The organism is Rhizobium sp. WCS2018Hpa-16 (assembly GCF_031843705.1).
Classification (GTDB): domain Bacteria; phylum Pseudomonadota; class Alphaproteobacteria; order Rhizobiales; family Rhizobiaceae; genus Agrobacterium; species Agrobacterium tumefaciens_C.
The window spans coordinates 210972-228275 of record NZ_JAVTIX010000006.1; the positions used below are offsets into that span (position 1 = coordinate 210972).

Annotated in this window: 16 protein-coding genes; 12 read left to right on the forward strand and 4 right to left on the reverse strand. The window is 54.8% G+C overall.

What is annotated here, in order from left to right:
• Nucleotides 1-1078: 1078 nt before the first annotated feature.
• The 10 genes from repA (at nt 1079) to RQI55_RS17965 (ending at nt 10438) form a co-directional block, all read left to right on the forward strand.
• Nucleotides 1079-2293, forward strand: coding sequence for a plasmid partitioning protein RepA (gene repA, locus RQI55_RS17920; protein WP_082249824.1), 1215 nt, complete (start codon nt 1079-1081; stop codon nt 2291-2293).
• Nucleotides 2290-3303: a plasmid partitioning protein RepB gene (gene repB / locus RQI55_RS17925; RefSeq protein WP_042616795.1), complete on the forward strand. Its 1014-nt coding sequence runs from the start codon at nt 2290-2292 to the stop codon at nt 3301-3303. The genes repA and repB overlap by 4 nt, the downstream gene beginning before the upstream one ends.
• Before the next feature lie 194 nt (nt 3304-3497).
• Nucleotides 3498-4766, forward strand: a complete 1269-nt coding sequence (gene repC / locus RQI55_RS17930; RefSeq protein WP_042616794.1) for a plasmid replication protein RepC — start codon at nt 3498-3500, stop codon at nt 4764-4766.
• An 86-nt stretch (nt 4767-4852) separates the two neighbouring features.
• Nucleotides 4853-5467: a biliverdin-producing heme oxygenase gene (locus tag RQI55_RS17935; protein ID WP_082249839.1), complete on the forward strand. Its 615-nt coding sequence runs from the start codon at nt 4853-4855 to the stop codon at nt 5465-5467.
• Between the two features lie 98 nt (nt 5468-5565).
• Nucleotides 5566-6555, forward strand: a complete 990-nt coding sequence (locus tag RQI55_RS17940) for a tripartite tricarboxylate transporter substrate binding protein (protein ID WP_042616792.1) — start codon at nt 5566-5568, stop codon at nt 6553-6555.
• Between the two features lie 255 nt (nt 6556-6810).
• A complete protein-coding gene (gene rutA, locus RQI55_RS17945) occupies nt 6811-7902 on the forward strand; it encodes a pyrimidine utilization protein A (protein WP_042616791.1) in 1092 nt (363 codons plus the stop codon).
• Complete coding sequence (gene rutB / locus RQI55_RS17950; protein WP_042616790.1) at nt 7899-8636, forward strand: pyrimidine utilization protein B; 738 nt, start codon at nt 7899-7901, stop codon at nt 8634-8636. Before rutA ends, rutB begins: the two co-directional genes overlap by 4 nt.
• A 27-nt stretch (nt 8637-8663) precedes the next feature.
• Nucleotides 8664-9050 carry a pyrimidine utilization protein C gene (gene rutC / locus RQI55_RS17955; protein WP_042616789.1) on the forward strand — a complete coding sequence of 129 codons (387 nt, stop codon included), beginning with the start codon at nt 8664-8666 and terminating at the stop codon, nt 9048-9050.
• Nucleotides 9051-9065: 15 nt separating this feature from the next.
• The gene (rutD, locus tag RQI55_RS17960) at nt 9066-9854 is read left to right on the forward strand and encodes a pyrimidine utilization protein D (protein ID WP_042616788.1); all 789 of its coding nucleotides are present in this window, start codon (nt 9066-9068) and stop codon (nt 9852-9854) included.
• 59 nt (nt 9855-9913) lie between these two features.
• Entirely contained in the window at nt 9914-10438 is a 525-nt protein-coding gene (locus RQI55_RS17965) for a flavin reductase (protein WP_311273076.1), read from the forward strand.
• A gap of 30 nt (nt 10439-10468) precedes the next feature.
• On the opposite strand, the gene RQI55_RS17970 is transcribed toward RQI55_RS17965, so the two are convergent.
• The 3 genes from RQI55_RS17970 to RQI55_RS17980 form a co-directional block, all read right to left on the reverse strand.
• Complete coding sequence (locus RQI55_RS17970) at nt 10469-11650, reverse strand: EAL domain-containing protein (protein WP_311276920.1); 1182 nt, start codon at nt 11648-11650, stop codon at nt 10469-10471.
• Between the two features lie 396 nt (nt 11651-12046).
• Entirely contained in the window at nt 12047-12229 is a 183-nt protein-coding gene (locus RQI55_RS17975) for a hypothetical protein (RefSeq protein ID WP_311273077.1), read from the reverse strand.
• A 148-nt stretch (nt 12230-12377) separates the two neighbouring features.
• Nucleotides 12378-13214 carry an alpha/beta hydrolase gene (locus tag RQI55_RS17980; protein ID WP_311273078.1) on the reverse strand — a complete coding sequence of 279 codons (837 nt, stop codon included), beginning with the start codon at nt 13212-13214 and terminating at the stop codon, nt 12378-12380.
• Between the two features lie 482 nt (nt 13215-13696).
• Between RQI55_RS17980 and RQI55_RS17985 the strand changes: the two genes are divergently transcribed.
• Together RQI55_RS17985 and RQI55_RS17990 are read left to right on the forward strand one after the other, a co-directional pair.
• Nucleotides 13697-15091, forward strand: coding sequence for an MATE family efflux transporter (locus tag RQI55_RS17985; RefSeq protein WP_311273079.1), 1395 nt, complete (start codon nt 13697-13699; stop codon nt 15089-15091).
• On the forward strand, nt 15088-15516 hold the full coding sequence (locus RQI55_RS17990; protein ID WP_311273080.1) for a glyoxalase superfamily protein: 429 nt from the start codon (nt 15088-15090) through the stop codon (nt 15514-15516). The genes RQI55_RS17985 and RQI55_RS17990 overlap by 4 nt, the downstream gene beginning before the upstream one ends.
• A gap of 250 nt (nt 15517-15766) precedes the next feature.
• Here the strand turns inward: RQI55_RS17990 and RQI55_RS17995 are convergent, their stop codons facing one another.
• Nucleotides 15767-17128, reverse strand: coding sequence for an enoyl-acyl carrier protein reductase FabMG (locus RQI55_RS17995; RefSeq protein WP_311273081.1), 1362 nt, complete (start codon nt 17126-17128; stop codon nt 15767-15769).
• Between the last annotated feature and the right edge of the window lie 176 nt (nt 17129-17304).

Here is a 17304-nt window from a genome sequence, read left to right on the forward strand (position 1 = left end):
CGCCACCTACGGCGTAAGCCCCCTTTTTTCTACGAACTGATATCACGCTAATAATGTTGGCGGGTAACGCGTGAGGTCTGATAGTTGAGCGCGGCGCGTCCGCCCCTAGATCAACCGAAATATGCAGCAGTTAGACTTAAATCGCGCTCAACCTAGCGACCTGATTTCGCTTGTAAAAATCACTCATAGCAAAGCTAATCGACATTTCTCTTTCGATACTTCGTATGGCAATTTATGAGGTTTTATTATCGCTGCGTCGTCGGCTAATTCGCCTAGTGCTGTGCATCTACGGCGTGCCGCTTTAGAGCTAGCACCCCATTCATTTCGCAATACAGACCTCCTGTCAAGCGGTCTTCTGCAAACATCCTTACATGTCAGAAAGACTACTAAAGCGCCAACGCGAAAGTAAAAGCTTGCCTGAGGACATCACGAACTCCGGCCTACCAAACATCAACTGAGGCACAGGCGAAACTGCAGGGTTAGGTCCGGTGCAGCATTACGTGGATGGACCGGCGCTAATAATGAAGGCTATCTATGTGACCAAGGCTGCACTCAAAGGACGTTGACCGGAACTCGACATGGAGTGAGTAGCGAGAAACCGTGATCGCCAGTCCTTAAGGATTGCTTCGATGCCGCCAGCCGCGAAGGCTCTGCGTGAGGGATATGTCTAATAGCTCGCAACAGGCGCCGCTCTTCGATTGCACATTCCAACGACAGATGTTGCGTGCACCAAAATTCTGCGATCCCATCGAAACCAGAGGTGGTTCAAAAGTTAGCCGCGGCAAACTGATGATATCAGACGTCAATCGGAAGAGCGCAACTCGTGGCCGACGTGGCTCACTAAGGATCGGTTAGCCGCGGCTAACCAATAACAAAGGAGAGCCAACGGCCATCGCTGAATCCCTCACCTCTCCAAATTCAACCGAAAAACCGTCGTTAGTCGGCTGAAAAGATTCATGTTTAGTCGTTCCGAATGCCTATTGCGCGAAAAAGAGAATCGGCGCTTATATCCTAGTTGCGGAAAAAACCGATTTCAGCGGAAAAAAACGCAACTGATCTAGCAAGTGGAAAAAGCCGAATGACTCAAATCGCCGATATGAAATCTGCTGAGAAAGCGCCCGACCTGACGGCTCTTATCCTTCAGCATTCGGCCGCGCTGTCGGCACAGCTGCAAGCGCACAACGCAAACACCTTCGCACCACTTGCAGAAAAAAGCATGCGAAATTTCTCGCCATCAGAAACGGCAAAGCTCATTGGCATCGGCGAAGCCTACCTTCGCCAGATCGCTGCCGAGCAGCCGGAGTTGAGCGCCTCGCAAAGCGGAGGGCGCCGCAGTTACTCTGTCGAAGATATTCATGAGATCCGGAAGTTTCTCGATCAGGGTGCCCGAGGCACCCGCCGGTACCTGCCCCATCGTCGTGAAGGCGAAGACCTTCAGGTTATCGCCGTCATGAATTTTAAAGGTGGATCCGGCAAGACGACCACGTCTGCCCACCTTGCACAATATCTCGCATTGCGTGGCTACCGCGTGCTTGCCATCGATCTTGATCCACAGGCCAGTCTCTCGGCTCTGTTCGGCCATCAGCCTGAACTCGATGTCGGTCCGAACGAAACGCTTTATGGAGCGATCCGCTATGACGGCGAACAACGCCCCATCGCTGAGATTGTTCGCGGCACCTATATTCCTGACCTCCATATCATTCCGGGCAATCTTGAACTGATGGAGTTCGAGCATGATACGCCACGCGCCTTGATGCGGCGTGCACCCGGCGACACCTTGTTTTTTGCCAGAATCGGTCAGGCCATTGCACAGGCGCAGAATTTCTATGATGTCGTCGTCATCGATTGCCCGCCACAGCTCGGCTACCTCACGCTGTCAGCGCTGACTGCTGCCACATCTGTTCTCGTCACCGTCCATCCACAGATGCTGGATGTGATGTCCATGAACCAGTTCCTCGCCATGACGGGCGATCTTCTGGCAGAAATCGGAAGGGCAGGCGCTCGTTCGGATTATCACTGGATGCGTTATCTCGTCACCCGGTTTGAGCCAAGCGACGGCCCACAAAACCAGATGGTCGCCTTCCTGCGTTCGATCTTCGGGGAGCATGTGCTCAATCATCCAATGTTGAAGACGACAGCGGTATCCGATGCGGGTCTAACCAATCAGACACTCTTCGAAGTAGAGCGGACGCAGTTTACCCGGTCGACCTATGATCGGGCACTGGAATCCATGACGAACGTCAACGGCGAAATAGAAGCCTTGATCAAAAAGGCCTGGGGTAGAACAGCATGAGCAGGAAAGAAATCTTTGCAAATCTCGGTGGCAAGAGCACGGAGGCGTCTGACGGTTCGCCAGAGCGAGCGCGTCCTCGTATCCGCCCCATTCTTGGCTCGCCAGAACTCGTCACCGATGTGATCAACTCGCCTGTTGGCATGATTGGCCAGTCACTCAACGAAGTGTCTGAACGTTCCAAGCGCGCTGAAGAGATTGAGCGCAAGCTGGCTGAGGGCCTCACCATTGTTTCGCTGGATGCGAAGGACATTGATCCGTCCTTCATTCCGGATCGCATGCCATCTTCTCTGGAAGCCGATGCCGGTCTGATAGAGGCGATCAGAGAGCAGGGCCAGCAGGTACCTATCCTTGTGCGCCCTCACCCTGAACATCCCGGTCGCTATCAGGTAGCATTCGGTCACCGCCGTCTGCGCGCCGTAGCTGAGATCGGCATTCCCGTTCGTGCGGTTGTCCGTAACCTCACCGATGAGCAGCTCGTCGTTGCTCAGGGCCAAGAAAATAACGAACGCCGTGACCTGAGCTATATCGAAAAGGCACGGTTTGCACAGAAGCTGCAAATGCGGTTTTCGCGTGAGACGATCATGGCAGCGATGTCCCTCTACAAGGGCGACCTGTCGAATATGCTTTCGGTTGTCGGTCGCATTCCCGATGATATCGTCGATGCAATTGGCCCTGCCCCCGGCGTCGGCCGTCGCAACTGGATGGATCTTGCCGAGCAGCTATCGTCTTCCAAGGTGAATGACGCAGCACGCGCCTATCTCAATGATGAGGACGTTGCCAACCTTCCATCGGAAGAGCGCTTCAAATCCATTCTGGAGTTTCTAAAGCCTAAACCAGAACCGAAGAAGACCGGTGTGCTTTCGAGCATGACCGGCCAAAAGCTGGCGAAAATCGTCGAGACTGACCAGAGAGTCGATATCTCCATCGACCGCAGGCAGGCACCGGAATTCGCAGACTTCGTTCTCGAACATCTGCAAGCGTTGTATGAAGAGCACCGCACCAAGCAGTAATCCAACACTTATCCATCAACCCCGAACAGGAGCAGCAGGCCAAAAAGAAAAAAGCCCCCGAACGTTGCCGCACGGAAGCCTTTCTTTGATCTAAGCACCCAAAGAATCTCATTTCCGCGAATCATAGTCAAGAGTCTTGGCATCGATATTTCTTCGGTGAGCAATTTTCTTTTGCCTTTTTGAAGGTGAAAGACATGAATAGCGATATTGTAACGACGTCTTTCGGGCGGCGAAGGGGTTCCCTTGGCCATCTCGCAAGTCAGTTCGCATCCAGAACAGTTAATCCGAATCGTAGCATCGATAAGTGGAAGCTTTTTCGCGCCATCTGCGAAGCACGTCCCATGCTGGGTATTACCGATCGGTCACTGGCTGTGCTGAATGCCCTGATCAGCTTCTATCCAAAGGCTGAGCTTTGTGAGGAAAACGGCCTTGTCGTCTTTCCCTCAAACCAGCAGCTTTCGCTCCGCGCCCATGGGATGCCGGAACAGACGTTGCGTCGACATCTCGCCACACTCATCGATGCAGGTCTAATCCTGCGCAAGGACAGTCCCAACGGAAAACGTTATGCGCGAAAAGACCGTTCCGGAACGATCAGCGACGCCTATGGTTTTTCTCTCGCACCCTTGATCAATCGCGCAGATGAAATCCAGTCGATCGCGACACAAGTCATCGAAGAGCGTTTGTACCTGCAAAGCCTGCGCGACAAAATCAGCATCTGCCGTCGCGACATCATCAGATTTTCAGAAATCGCCATTGAGGAACAGGCCGCAGGTAACTGGGAACAGGTGCAGCAACGATATCTGGCGCTAAAATCGACCTTGAACAGGAAGTCTACAGCGACACATTTGACGCTCGTACTTGATACATTGACCGAGATGCGCCAGGAAATGGCTAACTGGTTGGAAAATCACATAGAAAACCAAAAAATATGCGCCAATGCCTATCAAAATGAGCGGCTTATACAGAGTTCAGAATCCGAATCTCTATTTGAAACTACAGCTGTTGATGACACAGGCCATAAGCAACCAACACCACCTGCAGAACCGAAAGCAGCTGAGAACGTTGAACAGAAACCTTGCGGAGAAAAAACGACAGAAAAGGCAATTTCGGAGGGTTTTGATCTGCAAACCGTTATCAAAGCCTGCCCAGAGATCGCACTGTATGGACCAAACGGCGCTATTAGGAGCTGGCACGAGATGAAACAGGCAACGAGCGTCGTCAGAACCATGCTGTCCATCAGCCAATCTGCGTATGATGAAGCGGAAAAGGCGATGGGAATACCTGTCGCGACAACAATCATAGCGTGTATTCTTGAGAAATCGGCAACTATCCAATCTCCGGGCGGCTACCTGCGAAACTTGACTGAAAAAGCTCTTTCGAAGCAGTTTTCGATTAAACCGATGCTGATGGCACTGTTGCGAGCCCGCCTCTCGCCCGCAAGCTCACAATACGCAATGTCATAAGCACTAAGCCTCTAGAATAAAACTTGACTCAGGTATGAAAGATTTTTATGCCGCTTGAAATAATACTTCATCCCAAAGGACAGACGATGAACGCCCATGCCGCGACGGTGGAAAACAACGAGATTGAACTAAGCCGCACCAAGCGCTTGAAGGCTGCCACACGCGCTGCCCACGAAGAACTCGACGGCTTCATCATGTCGGCAAAGCCGTTTGAGAACCGTGAAAATTTCGGCAAGTTCGTTCAGACACAGCATCTGTTTCACAGCGAATTGGATGCGTTGTTCGGCAACGAGACACTCGATGTACTTCTGCCGGACCTGAAAGGCCGCAGACGTCTGGCTCTCATCGAACAGGATCTCGAGGATCTGACCTTTGCCAAGCCTGACATCGAGAACCGACACTTCAAATACAGTGCGGAAACCCTCGACTTGCCCGAGGCTCTTGGCTGGCTTTACGTGGTCGAAGGGTCAAACCTCGGTGCCGCATTTCTTTTGAAGGACGCTGCAAAACTCGGACTTGGCGAAACATTCGGCGCACGGCATCTGGCAGGGGCCCCTGAAGGGCGCGGACTGCACTGGCGCACCTTCGTCGCGGCTCTCGATGCCATTGACCTGACGCAAGAGGAAGAAGACCGTGTGATCGCTGGCGCCAAAGCCGCATTCGGCAAGGTGCATGAACACGCAAAGCGCATCATGTCTTGAACTCATGCCGGGCAAGCGTCCCATATCCTATCGCTTGCCCTCAGATATCGTTGAGCTAGTATGCAAGAGTGGCGGGGAGGCCATTCCTTGGAGGTTCAATGACATATCGAGACATCAAACGACGTGCAGCATTTAAACTGACTGCATCGGCAATCGCTCTTCTCGCCATGAGTGGCGCAGCTCATGCCCAGAGCTTTCCCGAGAGATCGATAACGCTTGTTGTTCCTTTCGCAGCGGGCGGCTCCACGGATGTGGTTGCTCGCGTCATCGCGCAGAAAATGGGCGATGATCTTGGCCAGCAGATCGTGGTCGAAAACGTCGCCGGTGCCGGAGGCAATCTTGGCGCCGACCGCGTCGCAAGGGCAGAGCCTGACGGCTATACGGTTCTTATGGGAACGGTCGCGACCCACGCCCTCAATCCGCTCATTCTCAAGACAAAACCCTACGATCCTGAAAAGGATTTTGCGCCGATCTCGCTGCTCGTCGTCGTTCCCAATGTTCTGGTCGTCAATCCGCAGCTACCCGTCAATACAGTCGCCGAACTGGTGGCTTTGCTGAAGGCTGAGCCGGATAAATATGCCTATGCGTCTTCCGGCAATGGAACGCCGCTCCACCTGTCTGGAGAACTGTTCAAGAGCATGGCGGGCGTCAGCATGCAGCATGTGCCTTACAAGGGTTCCGGTCCTGCCTTGAACGATCTTCTTGGAAATCAGGTTTCCATCATGTTCGATAATCTTCCCTCATCATCGGGGCACATCAAATCCGGCACATTGCGGGCGCTAGGTGTTACGACAGCCGAAAGAGCAACGTCCTTCCCGGATGTGCCGACCATCGCAGAGACGGTGCCGAACTATGAGACCTACACCTGGAATGCTCTGTTCGCGCCTGCAGGCACACCGGCGGAAGCGGTCGACAGATTGAATGCGGCTGCGAAAAAAGCCCTGGCAGACCCAAGCGTTGCCGCTCGCATGGCTGACTTTAGCGCCAAAATTGTCGGCTCGACTCCAGATGAGCTGAAAACCCACGTCTCGCAAGAGATCGCCAAATGGGCGCCGGTCGTCAAGAATGCCAATGTTCAGATGGATTGATTGAAGCCATCCCTGGCAGCGACACAGATCGACGATACACAGCCGGCCCCACGAAGTGGGCCGGTATCAACAGCTAGCCAGAAATGATGACAAAATGAGCAGGAAATTTATCATCCGATAAATTTTTTATCATTTGATAAAACCATCTCCCAAGCCTTCCAGCAAGTCATTGATTTCATAGAAGATCACAAACTGGCACGAAAACTGCTTTTCCTTTTCCGACACTCAATATGAGAAACCGAACTGGAGGTCGTGATGGAAATAGGTGTTTTTATTCCAATCGGAAACAATGGCTGGCTTTTGTCGGAGAATGCTCCGCAATATAAGCCGAGCTTTGAGCTGAATAAGCAGATCACACTTGCCGCCGAGAAATATGGCTTCGATTTCGCGCTATCGATGATCAAGCTGCGGGGCTTTGGCGGGAAGACCGAATTCTGGGACTATAATCTCGAATCCTTTACCCTGATGGCGGGTCTTGCAGCCGTTACATCGAAGATCAAGCTATTCGGCACGACAGCCACTCTGGTCATGCCGCCCGCCATTGTCGCCCGCATGGCCACGACCATCGATTCCATTTCAGGCGGCCGCTTTGGCATCAATCTGGTCACGGGATGGCAAAGGCCGGAATATAGCCAGATGGGCCTGTGGCCCGGCGATGATTATTTCGGCGACCGCTACGAATATCTCAGCGAATACAGCACCGTTCTGAAAGACCTGCTTTCCACAGGCCAATCGGATTTGAAGGGCAAATATTTCACTATGGATGATTGCCGAATGAAGCCGGTGCCGGAAGGAGACGTGAAGCTGATCTGTGCCGGTTCTTCCGACAAGGGCATGGAATTTTCGGCGAAGTTTGCCGATTACAGCTTTTGCTTCGGCGTTGGCGTCAATACGCCGAAAGCCTTCGCGCCTACCAATGAACGCCTGTTGGCAGCCACGCAAAAGACGGGTCGCGATGTCCGCTCCTTCGTGCTGACCATGGTTTTGGCCGAGGAAAAGTCAGAGGATGCCTGGGCAAAGTGGGAACACTATAAGGCGGGCGCAGATCAGGAGGCGATCAAATGGCTCGGTCTGCAAAGTTCGGCGGATAAAAAATCGGGTGCGGATACCAATGTGCGCCACATGTCCAACCCCGTCTCCGCCGTCAACATCAATATGGGCACGATCATCGGCTCCTATGAGGAGGTGGCGGCCATGCTGGACGAGATGAGCGAAGTGCCAGGGACCGGCGGTGTCATGCTCACCTTTGACGACTTTGTCGAAGGTATTGAGAAATTCGGTCAGTTCGTGCAGCCCCTTATGAAAAGCCGAAAGCACATCTGCGACGCTTTGGAGGCCGCTGAATGAGCTCTGTGGTTGCGGGCTACGAGCCACCGGAAAGCCGCTCGAAAAACGTAACGCTGCCTGCGCGGCCTGAGCCAATCTCGCTGAAGGCGAGCGAGACGGCGGTTGTGGTGGTGGATATGCAAAATGCCTACTCCACGGAAGGTGGCTATGTCGATCTTGCCGGGTTTGACATATCAGGCGCAAAATCGACCATCGCCAATATCGACAAAACGCTGAAGGCGGCGAGGGCAGGGGGCGTTCAGGTCATCTATTTCCAGAATGGCTGGGATAGCGATTATGTCGAGGCGGGGGGGCCGGGCTCCCCCAACTGGCACAAATCCAATGCGCTGAAAACCATGCGAGCACGCCCTGAGCTTCAGGGCAAGCTGCTGGCCAAGGGTACCTGGGATTACGCCATCGTGGACGAGCTGCAACCGCAGCCGGGTGATATCGTGGTGCCGAAGACCCGCTATAGCGGCTTCTTCAACACCAATATGGACAGCGTCCTGCGTGCCAGAGGCATCAGAAATCTGGTCTTCGTTGGCATAGCGACCAATGTCTGCGTGGAAAGCTCGCTGCGGGATGCGTTTCATCTCGAATATTTCGGCGTGATGCTGGAGGACGCGACCCACCATCTGGGCCCAGACTTCATTCAGCAGGCGACGGTCTACAATGTCGAGAAATTCTTCGGCTGGGTTGCGACGACAAATGATTTCTGCGCCGTGATCTCGCAAGCTGAACCCATTGACGCTTGATCCATTCCATCAGAGGAGAACAAAATCATGCCAAAGACCATCATCGTGCCGGAAGGCACATCCAAGCCCATCGCGCCCTTTTCGCCCGGCACATTGGCCAATGGCGTTGTCTATGTTTCTGGAACGCTGCCATTCGACAAGAACAATGACGTTGTGCATGTGGGCGACGCCGGTGCGCAGACCCGGCACGTTCTGGAAACCATCAAATCGGTGATCGAAACCGCTGGCGGCACCATGGACGATGTTACCATGAACCACATTTTCATTACGGATTGGGCGAATTACCAGGCGGTCAATGCCGTCTATGCCGAATACTTCCCGGGAGACAAACCGGCGCGCTATTGCATTCTGTGCGGACTGGTCAAGCCAGACGCACTGATCGAGATTGCGACCGTCGCCCATATCGGCGCATAGGGGCTGGGCGGCACAATGATGTATTTCGAGGTTCTCGGCCGCGAAGAGCCTGAGGCGGAGACGATTTTTCTGTCCTCGGGGCTGGGCGGTTCCGCATCCTATTTCGAACCGCAAATGGAGATGCTGCAAAGGCATTTCCGCGTGGTGGTCTATGACCACAGGGGCACCGGCAGAACAGGCGGTGTGGTGCCGCAGGGTCATGGTATTTCCGCCATGGCCGACGACGTGATTGAGATCGCGGACAAACTTGATCTGAAGAGTTGCCACTTCGTTGGCCATGCGCTGGGTGGCCTGATCGGGTTGGATCTCGCATTGCGCAGGCCCGGCTTCATCGACCGGCTCGTTTTGATCAATGCGTGGAGCAAGGCCGATCCCCACTCCGGGCGGTGTTTCGATGCGCGTATCTCGTTGCTGGAAAATTCCGGCGTCGAGGCATTCGTGAAGGCGCAGCCGCTGTTTCTTTATCCGGCTGCCTGGATGTCGGAAAATGCAGAGCGGCTTGCCCGGGATGATGCCCATGGGGTCACGCATTTCCAGGGCAAGGACAATGTGCTGCGCCGCATTGCGGCACTCAGGGCCTTTGATGTGGATGCGCGTCTTGGTGAGATCGAAAACCGCACATTGGTCATTGCCGCTAGGGATGACCTGCTTGTGCCCTATACGCGCTCTATAAGGCTTGCAGACGGCATACCACATGCTGAGCTGGTTCTGCTCGATGAAGGCGCCCATGCCGTCAACATTACCTGCGCGGAGCTTTTTAACGCTAGCCTCGAGAAATTTCTCCTCGCTCCGGCAGCGGCCTGATCAAGGTCGTTCCAATGTGCTTGATTTCGTTTGATGTTTTGTTAGGAAGGTTTGTTTAGATGCAGACATTGTCTCTGGATAAGGAAGCTACAATGGAGACGAAGACTGCCGAGCAGCGCAGCCTGGATTTTCGCAATGCCATGTCGCAACTGGCAGGCGCGGTTAATATCGTAACGACCGACGGCCCGGAAGGCAGAGCCGGTTTTGCGGCGACAGCCGTTTGCAGCGTTTCAGACAGTCCACCCACCGTGCTGGTGTGCCTGAACCGCAATTCATCGGCCTATAAATCCGTCGTCGGAAACGGCGTCATCTGCGTCAACACGCTGGCGGCAGATCAGGAGCAATTGAGCAGTCTTTTCGGCGGCAAGACGCCTGTGGATGTCCGATTTGCTGCTGGAGATTGGAGCACGTTGCAAACCGGCGCGCCGGTGCTGGCTGGTGCGCTTTGCTCCTTCGATTGCCGCATTCGCACCATCCATGATGGCGGCACACATGACATTCTGATTTGTGACGTTATCGATACGGTCGTCAGCGCCGGCGAAGAAGCGTTGATCTACTTCAAGCGTGGCTATCGCCAGCTCTGACGGGTGCGCCGCAAGCGCTCAAATCTGTATCTAGCTGGCTGACAGAAGTACCTGTCGTGTCAGCGCATCGCTCGCCACCGGGCGGCCGAAGTAATAGCCCTGAAAGGCGCTGCAGCCGCAGTCCAGCATGAACCTGTATTGTTCCTCGGTCTCAATTCCTTCCGCCAGGATTTGAAGACCGAGATCATGCCCCATCTTGCAGATGTTGCGTGCCAGTCTGGCACCGCGCTCTGTCGAAACAGCCCAAACGAAGCTGCGGTCGATCTTCAGCTGTTGGAGCGGCAGTTCCTGAAGGTAGCTCAGGCTTGAATAGCCGGTGCCGAAATCATCAAGGGCGATGTTAATGCCGTGCTGTTTCAACGTCCTGATCTTGCTGATCAGTTGATCCACCTCGCTCACGAACATCGTTTCCGTCAATTCAAGCTTGAGCAAGTGCGGTTCGACGCAGGCTTGGGACAGTGCTGCTACGACGCGCGGCACGAAGTCTTCCTGAAACAGTTGGTCGGGGCTGACATTGACTGACAGGGCGAGATCTCTTGTCTCGGGTCGGTCACGCCATTGGCGAAGTGTTTCGATACTTGTATCCAGCACCCACCCGCCAATGCCAGGCATCAGCCTTGCGCGCTCTGCGACCGGAATAAACTCGTCAGGCGGAATGTAGCCCAGACGCGGATGTTTCCATCGCAGCAAGGCCTCTGCGCCGATGACATTACCTGCGTGGTCGACCTGTGGCTGCAGGAACAGCTCGAATTGCTTCTTTGCCAGTGCGTGGCGCAATTCGCGGACATATCTGCTTTCGGGACCAAGCTTGTATTGGACCAGCATGAGGCCACCGCACAAAAGCAGTACCGACATTGCGGCGTTCACCCACGACGTGATGGCTCGCACATCATCCGGCAATGGCGTTGCAAGATTTGTATCCAGGGCGGAGGCGGAAAACAGAATAAACCCTGCAATCGACGTCGCGATAATGCCCAGCTGGAAGCGACTGGGATCAAGCTGGTGGTTGACGAAGCCTGCGAGCGCTACGATGAGGAAATAGATATGCGAAACGCGGGGTGCCGCATCGTTGGGCACATCGAACAACAATGAAAAACCAAAGATGAACAGGACGCAGGCGACTTGGGATATGAGCATTCCCAAGGACATGTAACCTTGGCGCGCCGCCAGCCAACCACCCGAGATGGTGGCGAAAAGCAGCCCCTCAACCAAGACCAGCGGCCAGTTTTCGAGGAACGCAAAGAATACTAGCCACAGACCACTGACGAAAACACCGACTGGAAGTGCTATACGACAGATGAACTGTAGGTGTTGAAGCTGTTGTTTCTTGGTTCGCGCAATCGAACCTGCTCTGGCATTCGTTAACAATGTAGCTCGCTATTGCGTTGATCTCGCACAGCTTATCAAAAAATTCGGTTTAAGCGACAGCGTTGGCTGCGCTAATTTGCAAATAGTCAAAAAGGCGTTAGCAATGTTGTAAATTTTGTTACTGACGCGGTCAATCGCATTGACGCACTTCGGGCGTCGAAAAATGGAATTTTGTCGAAAATTTGGCGGGGCCCCGCAGCGTTATGATCAACCGCAGGGCTCGAAATTGTGGCATTCGCCTCAGCTTCCGCCGGGGCTGACCTCGTCGGCATCATCTTCCGGAAGCGAGCCTGCGCCCGGTGTTTTGCTCTTATCCGTCAAGCTTTCCTTGGCGTGGGGCCCCGCTGGCGGATTATCGGCCGCGGGAGGGTTCTTTTCGTCTTTTCCCTCGATGGATTCTTGGGCTGCATTGTCTTTGGTCATATGGGTAATCCCGCTTGGTTTCATCAACAAGCAAACGCCAGCGGTGAACCGAAGTTCCGGTCCTTTAACGCGTGGAGCGGATAAGGACATCTGCGCGTCTGCCGCCCCCAAACCGTGGGGTGGAGACGGAGCGCGCAGGATCGATGCGTTAGCCCTTGATGAAGGCCAGAAGATCAGCGTTCAACACATCGGCATTGACAGTCAGCATGCCGTGCGAGAAGCCGGGGTAGGTCTTGATCGTGCCGTTCTTCAGAAGCTTGATGGCCTTGTGGGCTGCGTCAGCAATGGGAACGATCTGGTCGTCTTCGCCATGCAGAACCAGTGTCGGAACGCTGATGGCCTTCAGATCTTCGGTCTGGTCAGTTTCCGAAAATGCCTTGATGCCATCATAATGGGCTTTCGCGCCGCCCATCATGCCCTGACGCCACCAATTCTGGATGACACCTTCATGCACCGTCGCGCCATCCCGGTTAAAGCCGTAGAACGGGCCTGCGGGAACATCGCGGAAGAACTGAGCGCGGTTGGCGGCAAGCGCCGAGCGGAAACCATCAAAGACTTCCATGGGAAGACCTTCAGGATTGCCTTCGGTCTTCAGCATCAGCGGTGGAACGGCTGAGACGAGAACAGCCTTGGCGACGCGGCCAGCGGGTTCGCCGTGCTTGGCAACATAACGGGCAACTTCGCCGCCACCTGTGGAATGGCCGATATGGACGGCGTTTTTCAGATCCAGATGTTCGGCCACCGCAAAGGCGTCAGCAGCGTAATGGTCCATGTCGTGGCCTTCGGATACCTGGGCCGAGCGTCCATGACCGCGACGGTCATGGGCAACCACCCGGTAGCCCTTGGAAACGAAGAACAGCATCTGCGCGTCCCAATCGTCTGACGACAGCGGCCAGCCATGGTGGAATACGATTGGCTGAGCGTCCTTCGGACCCCAGTCTTTGTAAAAGATGTCGACGCCGTCTGTGGTGGTGATGTAGCCCATTTTACGAACTCCTGAGATTGTCTGGGTTGAGGGGTGCGGCGACAGTTACCTGTTGCCTGATGATTACGGTGATTTTGGCGGTCGCTTAGCTGAGAGCAGTGCCGTGGCAGGCTAACGGTAAAAGCTCTCGTTCAATTTAGGTTCCTGGAATGTATCTATCGGGGATGCTGTATTGCGGTGACATCCTGATATTGCTTGCGTCCATCAATAAAGACAATTGCAGCAATCGTTTCCAATTTATTGCTGTAATCGCAATAATATCTCATCACTACTTTGATCAGGCCGCCAGCAGTGATAACAGCTCCTCTTGACAGGATTGGGCTCTGGTGGTTCTTAGCGTGAAGGTTCCGAGCACCTGCCGCCTGCAGACGTAAGTCACGGTGAAGCCCGGTATCGACAGATCGTCCTCACCCTCGAAGCATTTCGTCGGTGGCAATGCAGGCTCCCATCCCACATGAAATGCCTCTTTGGAGGAGTGAGTGATGTCTTTGCGACCATCGCCCGAAAACCGTTTTCTAACTGCCTCTCCAGGCAGGATTTTTGTAGCCACCGCACTGCCTATGATCGCCATCATGGTGATGAACGGAATGCTGGGTATCATCGACGCTATCTTTCTGGGGCATTTTGTCGGTGCCCAAGCCATCGCGGCCGTCGGTATGGCCTTTCCGGTCCTGATGTTGACAATCGCGCTTTCGAGCCTTGTCAGCGGTGGAATGTCGAGCCTGCTGGCTCGACAGCTCGGTGCCAATGACCGCGATGCAGCCAATGCCACCTTTGCCAGCGCTCATGGACTTGCATTAATGATCGCGTCGATGTTGATTGTCGCCTTCCTCACCTGCGGGTTGAGTTTCGCCCGGAACATTTCCGGCTCCGATGGCCCGGTGGCTGACATGGTCTGGACCTTTCTGGCCATCACCCTATGCGCAACACCGGTCCAGTTCCTGTTGGGTGTTCACGCCGATGCCTGGAGAAATGAAGGCAAGGCGGGGGCGATGGCGCTCCTATCGGTCGGGGTCACGCTTATCAACATTCTGCTGAACTACATCCTTGTCGTGGTGCTGGAACTCGGCGTGGCCGGTTCTGCCACGGGCACGGTTCTGGCGCAGGCGCTGGGACTGGCGCTTCTTGCGGGGTTGCGCCCGTTCCTCTCCGGCATGATGCCGCTCAACAGCCTGTGGCAGAACCGATGGACCGCCGGTTGGAGGCATATTGTTGCGCTGGGCGCGCCCGTCAGCCTTGGATTTATCGGAATAGCCTTTTCGTCGGCCAGCGTGGTTCTCACCTTACGTCTTGCTGGTAGCGCTGATTATGCCACGAGCATTGCCGCCTATGGCATCGTGACACGTATATTCGGCTTTGCCTTCTTGCCAATCATGGCTATCGCTATGGCAATGCAGAGCATCGTCGGCCACAATGTGGGTGCGCGTCTCTACACCCGTTCGAATGCGGTTCTGCGCATCGCCGCAGCGACAGCACTGCTTTACTGTCTTTCTGTCGAGGTTTTGCTGTTGAGCGAGGGTAGCGTGGTTGGAGCAGCCTTTGTCGCCGATCCGCATGTCAGCGAAGAATTGGGTCGCATGCTTCGGCCGATGGCTGCGATCTATCTTTTCTCCGGACCAGTTCTCGTGCTTGGCCTCTATTTTCAGGCCATTGGCCAACCAGACCGCGCTGCTATTTTGACCATGATGAAACCTTTTGTGCTCTTGCCTGTCCTGATCGCAGCCACTGCGGCAATTTTGGGCGCGGATGCGATCTGGTTCGCCTTTCCGCTTGCCGATGCGGTAACCGCAATCATCGCAGCTCTTCTGCTTGCCACTGCGCTGAAGGTGCGGGGAGCCTCAGGTATTGGACTCAACGCCGTGGAGAAGTTGTCATGACAGTCAGAACCATCGAAGAGGCAAAGGCGCAGGCAAAATCTCTCAGGCGCGGCCTTGCCGAGGGCGGTACAGTCTTAGGCCACGCCCAGGCATTGGAGCTCGTCGCCCGGCAGAACGGCGCGCGCGACTGGAACACCTTGTCTGCCAGACTGGCCAAGTCGGATTCGGCTCCGGCTCCGTTTCATTGTCAGCAGCGGGTGCAGGGGCGGTATCTCGGGCAGGCCTTCAAGGGCGAAATCACCGCATTGTCGTGCTCGGGCTCACACTATTCTGTGACGGTACGTTTCGATGAGCCGGTGGATACGGTGACCTTCGACAGCTTCTCCAACATGCGGCGAGTTGTCAGAAGTGTGGTCGATCTCAAAGGATATTCTGTGCGCAAGACATCGAACGGCACACCACATCTGATACTCAGCGCAGTGTGAGGATCAGTGCGTGCATTGACGTGGCGCGTTTGGTTTCTGCGGCGGCCTATGGCCGCTTCGGGCTTAATCCAGACAATGATGCGGGGCAGGGGTCGCCATGTTCGAATGGCTTAGACCAGTGCTTGCCACGGTTTTGTGCCGGATAGGAGTTGATGATCGTAATGACAAGAACAATGAGGCCGCAAAATTGCGGCCGCGCAGGCTAGGGAAGATAGATGAGGCTGTTGCCGCAACCGGCAACAGCGCTTCGTCAGGCCATCTCTGTCTGGGATGGCGCTGTCGCTGAGGGCTTTGCGTAACCGCGTGTCGCGTTCAGCTGCTGGGCAACGATGTCATGGTTCAGCCACTGCACCGGACCGCGCGGATCGGATGAATTTCCGAAAATCAGCTGGCCGGTTGCTTCGACAACGAGACTGCTCAGCACATCGCTGATCATCGCCTTGTTGTCGCGGTGCATCTGGGTGATTTCATTCGAGGTGCCGATCGTGAGATCAGCCTGAGCCTGACTGTTGGGCATGGGCCATGCGGTGAAATCATAGAAGGGGCGCATAACGTCGCTGGCCTGCATGTCTTTGATCTTCTGCAGAACGTCATTCATCGTGAAGCCATCGGCCAGAAGCGCTTCGCAAGCCTTCCACTGCTCTTCAACCCAGGCGCCACCATTTTCCTTTTTCAGCGCAAGCAGCAAAGGAATCAAAGGCAGCTCGATGCCTGTAAAGACGTCGGAGGAGTTGGTGCGAATTTCTGGGCAATTGTAGACGGTTGCCTTGACGCCAGCCGCCCATGCGTCTGTTGCGATCTTTTCCAACCGCATCTTGGCATAGCCCTGCGTGTAATTGGTGTAGGTCTGCCAACGGTACTGCCCGTCGATCAGGATCGCCGTTCCGTGATATCCATAGGCGGTGTAACGCACCTGATGGCCACCGGCTTCGACGCGGGCGCGAATCGATGCACTATGTTCGATCAGATGGCCGAAGGTGTTTGCCGAAACCTCATCGAAATTCTGCAGGATGAGCTTGCCCAGATCGCTATCGAGCAAGGTCTGCGACGACATGTGACGTGCACCGCGGCCCTTGTAGATGCGGTTGGCAATGGCGAGGAAAACCTTGGCTTTTGGAATGCCACCAGCCATGGTATGCGCGAACAGCACATTGCGACCAGCGGGAATCATCCCGTCAAGAATGGACATGACCTCTGTGAGTGCATCCGTGAACCGTGTCGTCGAAATCTGGCGGCACTGCTCGATATAGTCCCAATCCAGCTTGTCACTCTGCCAGCTCTCAAGCGTCATCTTTGCCACGAGATCTGTTGGTGTCGGGCCGCCCGCTGGAGCATCGAGATCAAAACCGGCCATCAGCGGCACATTGATGATTTTGCCGCCAAGGCGCGCTTCGGCTTCTGCAAGCTCGTCCGCGTTCAGTGGGCGCAAATTGTTGTTTTCGTCACGGCGACCGACGGTAATTCCGACAATGTCCATTCCGGCGGCGCGGGCCTGCTCAATCTGGCCCGTTGCGTAACCGCGGCCAAACAATTCGCCGAATAGAACGAAAACATCGCCTTCGCGAAAAAGGCTGTTTTCGGAACGCTGCGTCAGTGCAAGCGGATTTTCCATGGTGTCAGCTCTTTGCTACATCTGTTGTCGTATGAATGCTCGTGAGAGCTTTGATCATCACATGCCCGGCCCTGACCCAAATAGGAAGTCATTTTACGTGACCAAATGTTTCAAAGCGTGAGTTTTGCCAGAAACAATGGGTGAAATGACCTGTGGCGAGACGTCAGAAGCCAGTA

Coding starts and splice junctions, on each gene's coding strand:
- repA (WP_082249824.1), top strand. CDS start 1,079: ATGACTCAAATCGCCGATATGAAATCTGCTGAGAAAGCGCCCGACCTG.
- repB (WP_042616795.1), top strand. CDS start 2,290: ATGAGCAGGAAAGAAATCTTTGCAAATCTCGGTGGCAAGAGCACGGAG.
- repC (WP_042616794.1), top strand. CDS start 3,498: ATGAATAGCGATATTGTAACGACGTCTTTCGGGCGGCGAAGGGGTTCC.
- RQI55_RS17935 (WP_082249839.1), top strand. CDS start 4,853: ATGAACGCCCATGCCGCGACGGTGGAAAACAACGAGATTGAACTAAGC.
- RQI55_RS17940 (WP_042616792.1), top strand. CDS start 5,566: ATGACATATCGAGACATCAAACGACGTGCAGCATTTAAACTGACTGCA.
- rutA (WP_042616791.1), top strand. CDS start 6,811: ATGGAAATAGGTGTTTTTATTCCAATCGGAAACAATGGCTGGCTTTTG.
- rutB (WP_042616790.1), top strand. CDS start 7,899: ATGAGCTCTGTGGTTGCGGGCTACGAGCCACCGGAAAGCCGCTCGAAA.
- rutC (WP_042616789.1), top strand. CDS start 8,664: ATGCCAAAGACCATCATCGTGCCGGAAGGCACATCCAAGCCCATCGCG.
- rutD (WP_042616788.1), top strand. CDS start 9,066: ATGATGTATTTCGAGGTTCTCGGCCGCGAAGAGCCTGAGGCGGAGACG.
- RQI55_RS17965 (WP_311273076.1), top strand. CDS start 9,914: ATGCAGACATTGTCTCTGGATAAGGAAGCTACAATGGAGACGAAGACT.
- RQI55_RS17975 (WP_311273077.1), bottom strand. CDS start 12,229: ATGACCAAAGACAATGCAGCCCAAGAATCCATCGAGGGAAAAGACGAA.
- RQI55_RS17980 (WP_311273078.1), bottom strand. CDS start 13,214: ATGGGCTACATCACCACCACAGACGGCGTCGACATCTTTTACAAAGAC.
- RQI55_RS17985 (WP_311273079.1), top strand. CDS start 13,697: ATGTCTTTGCGACCATCGCCCGAAAACCGTTTTCTAACTGCCTCTCCA.
- RQI55_RS17990 (WP_311273080.1), top strand. CDS start 15,088: ATGACAGTCAGAACCATCGAAGAGGCAAAGGCGCAGGCAAAATCTCTC.
- RQI55_RS17995 (WP_311273081.1), bottom strand. CDS start 17,128: ATGGAAAATCCGCTTGCACTGACGCAGCGTTCCGAAAACAGCCTTTTT.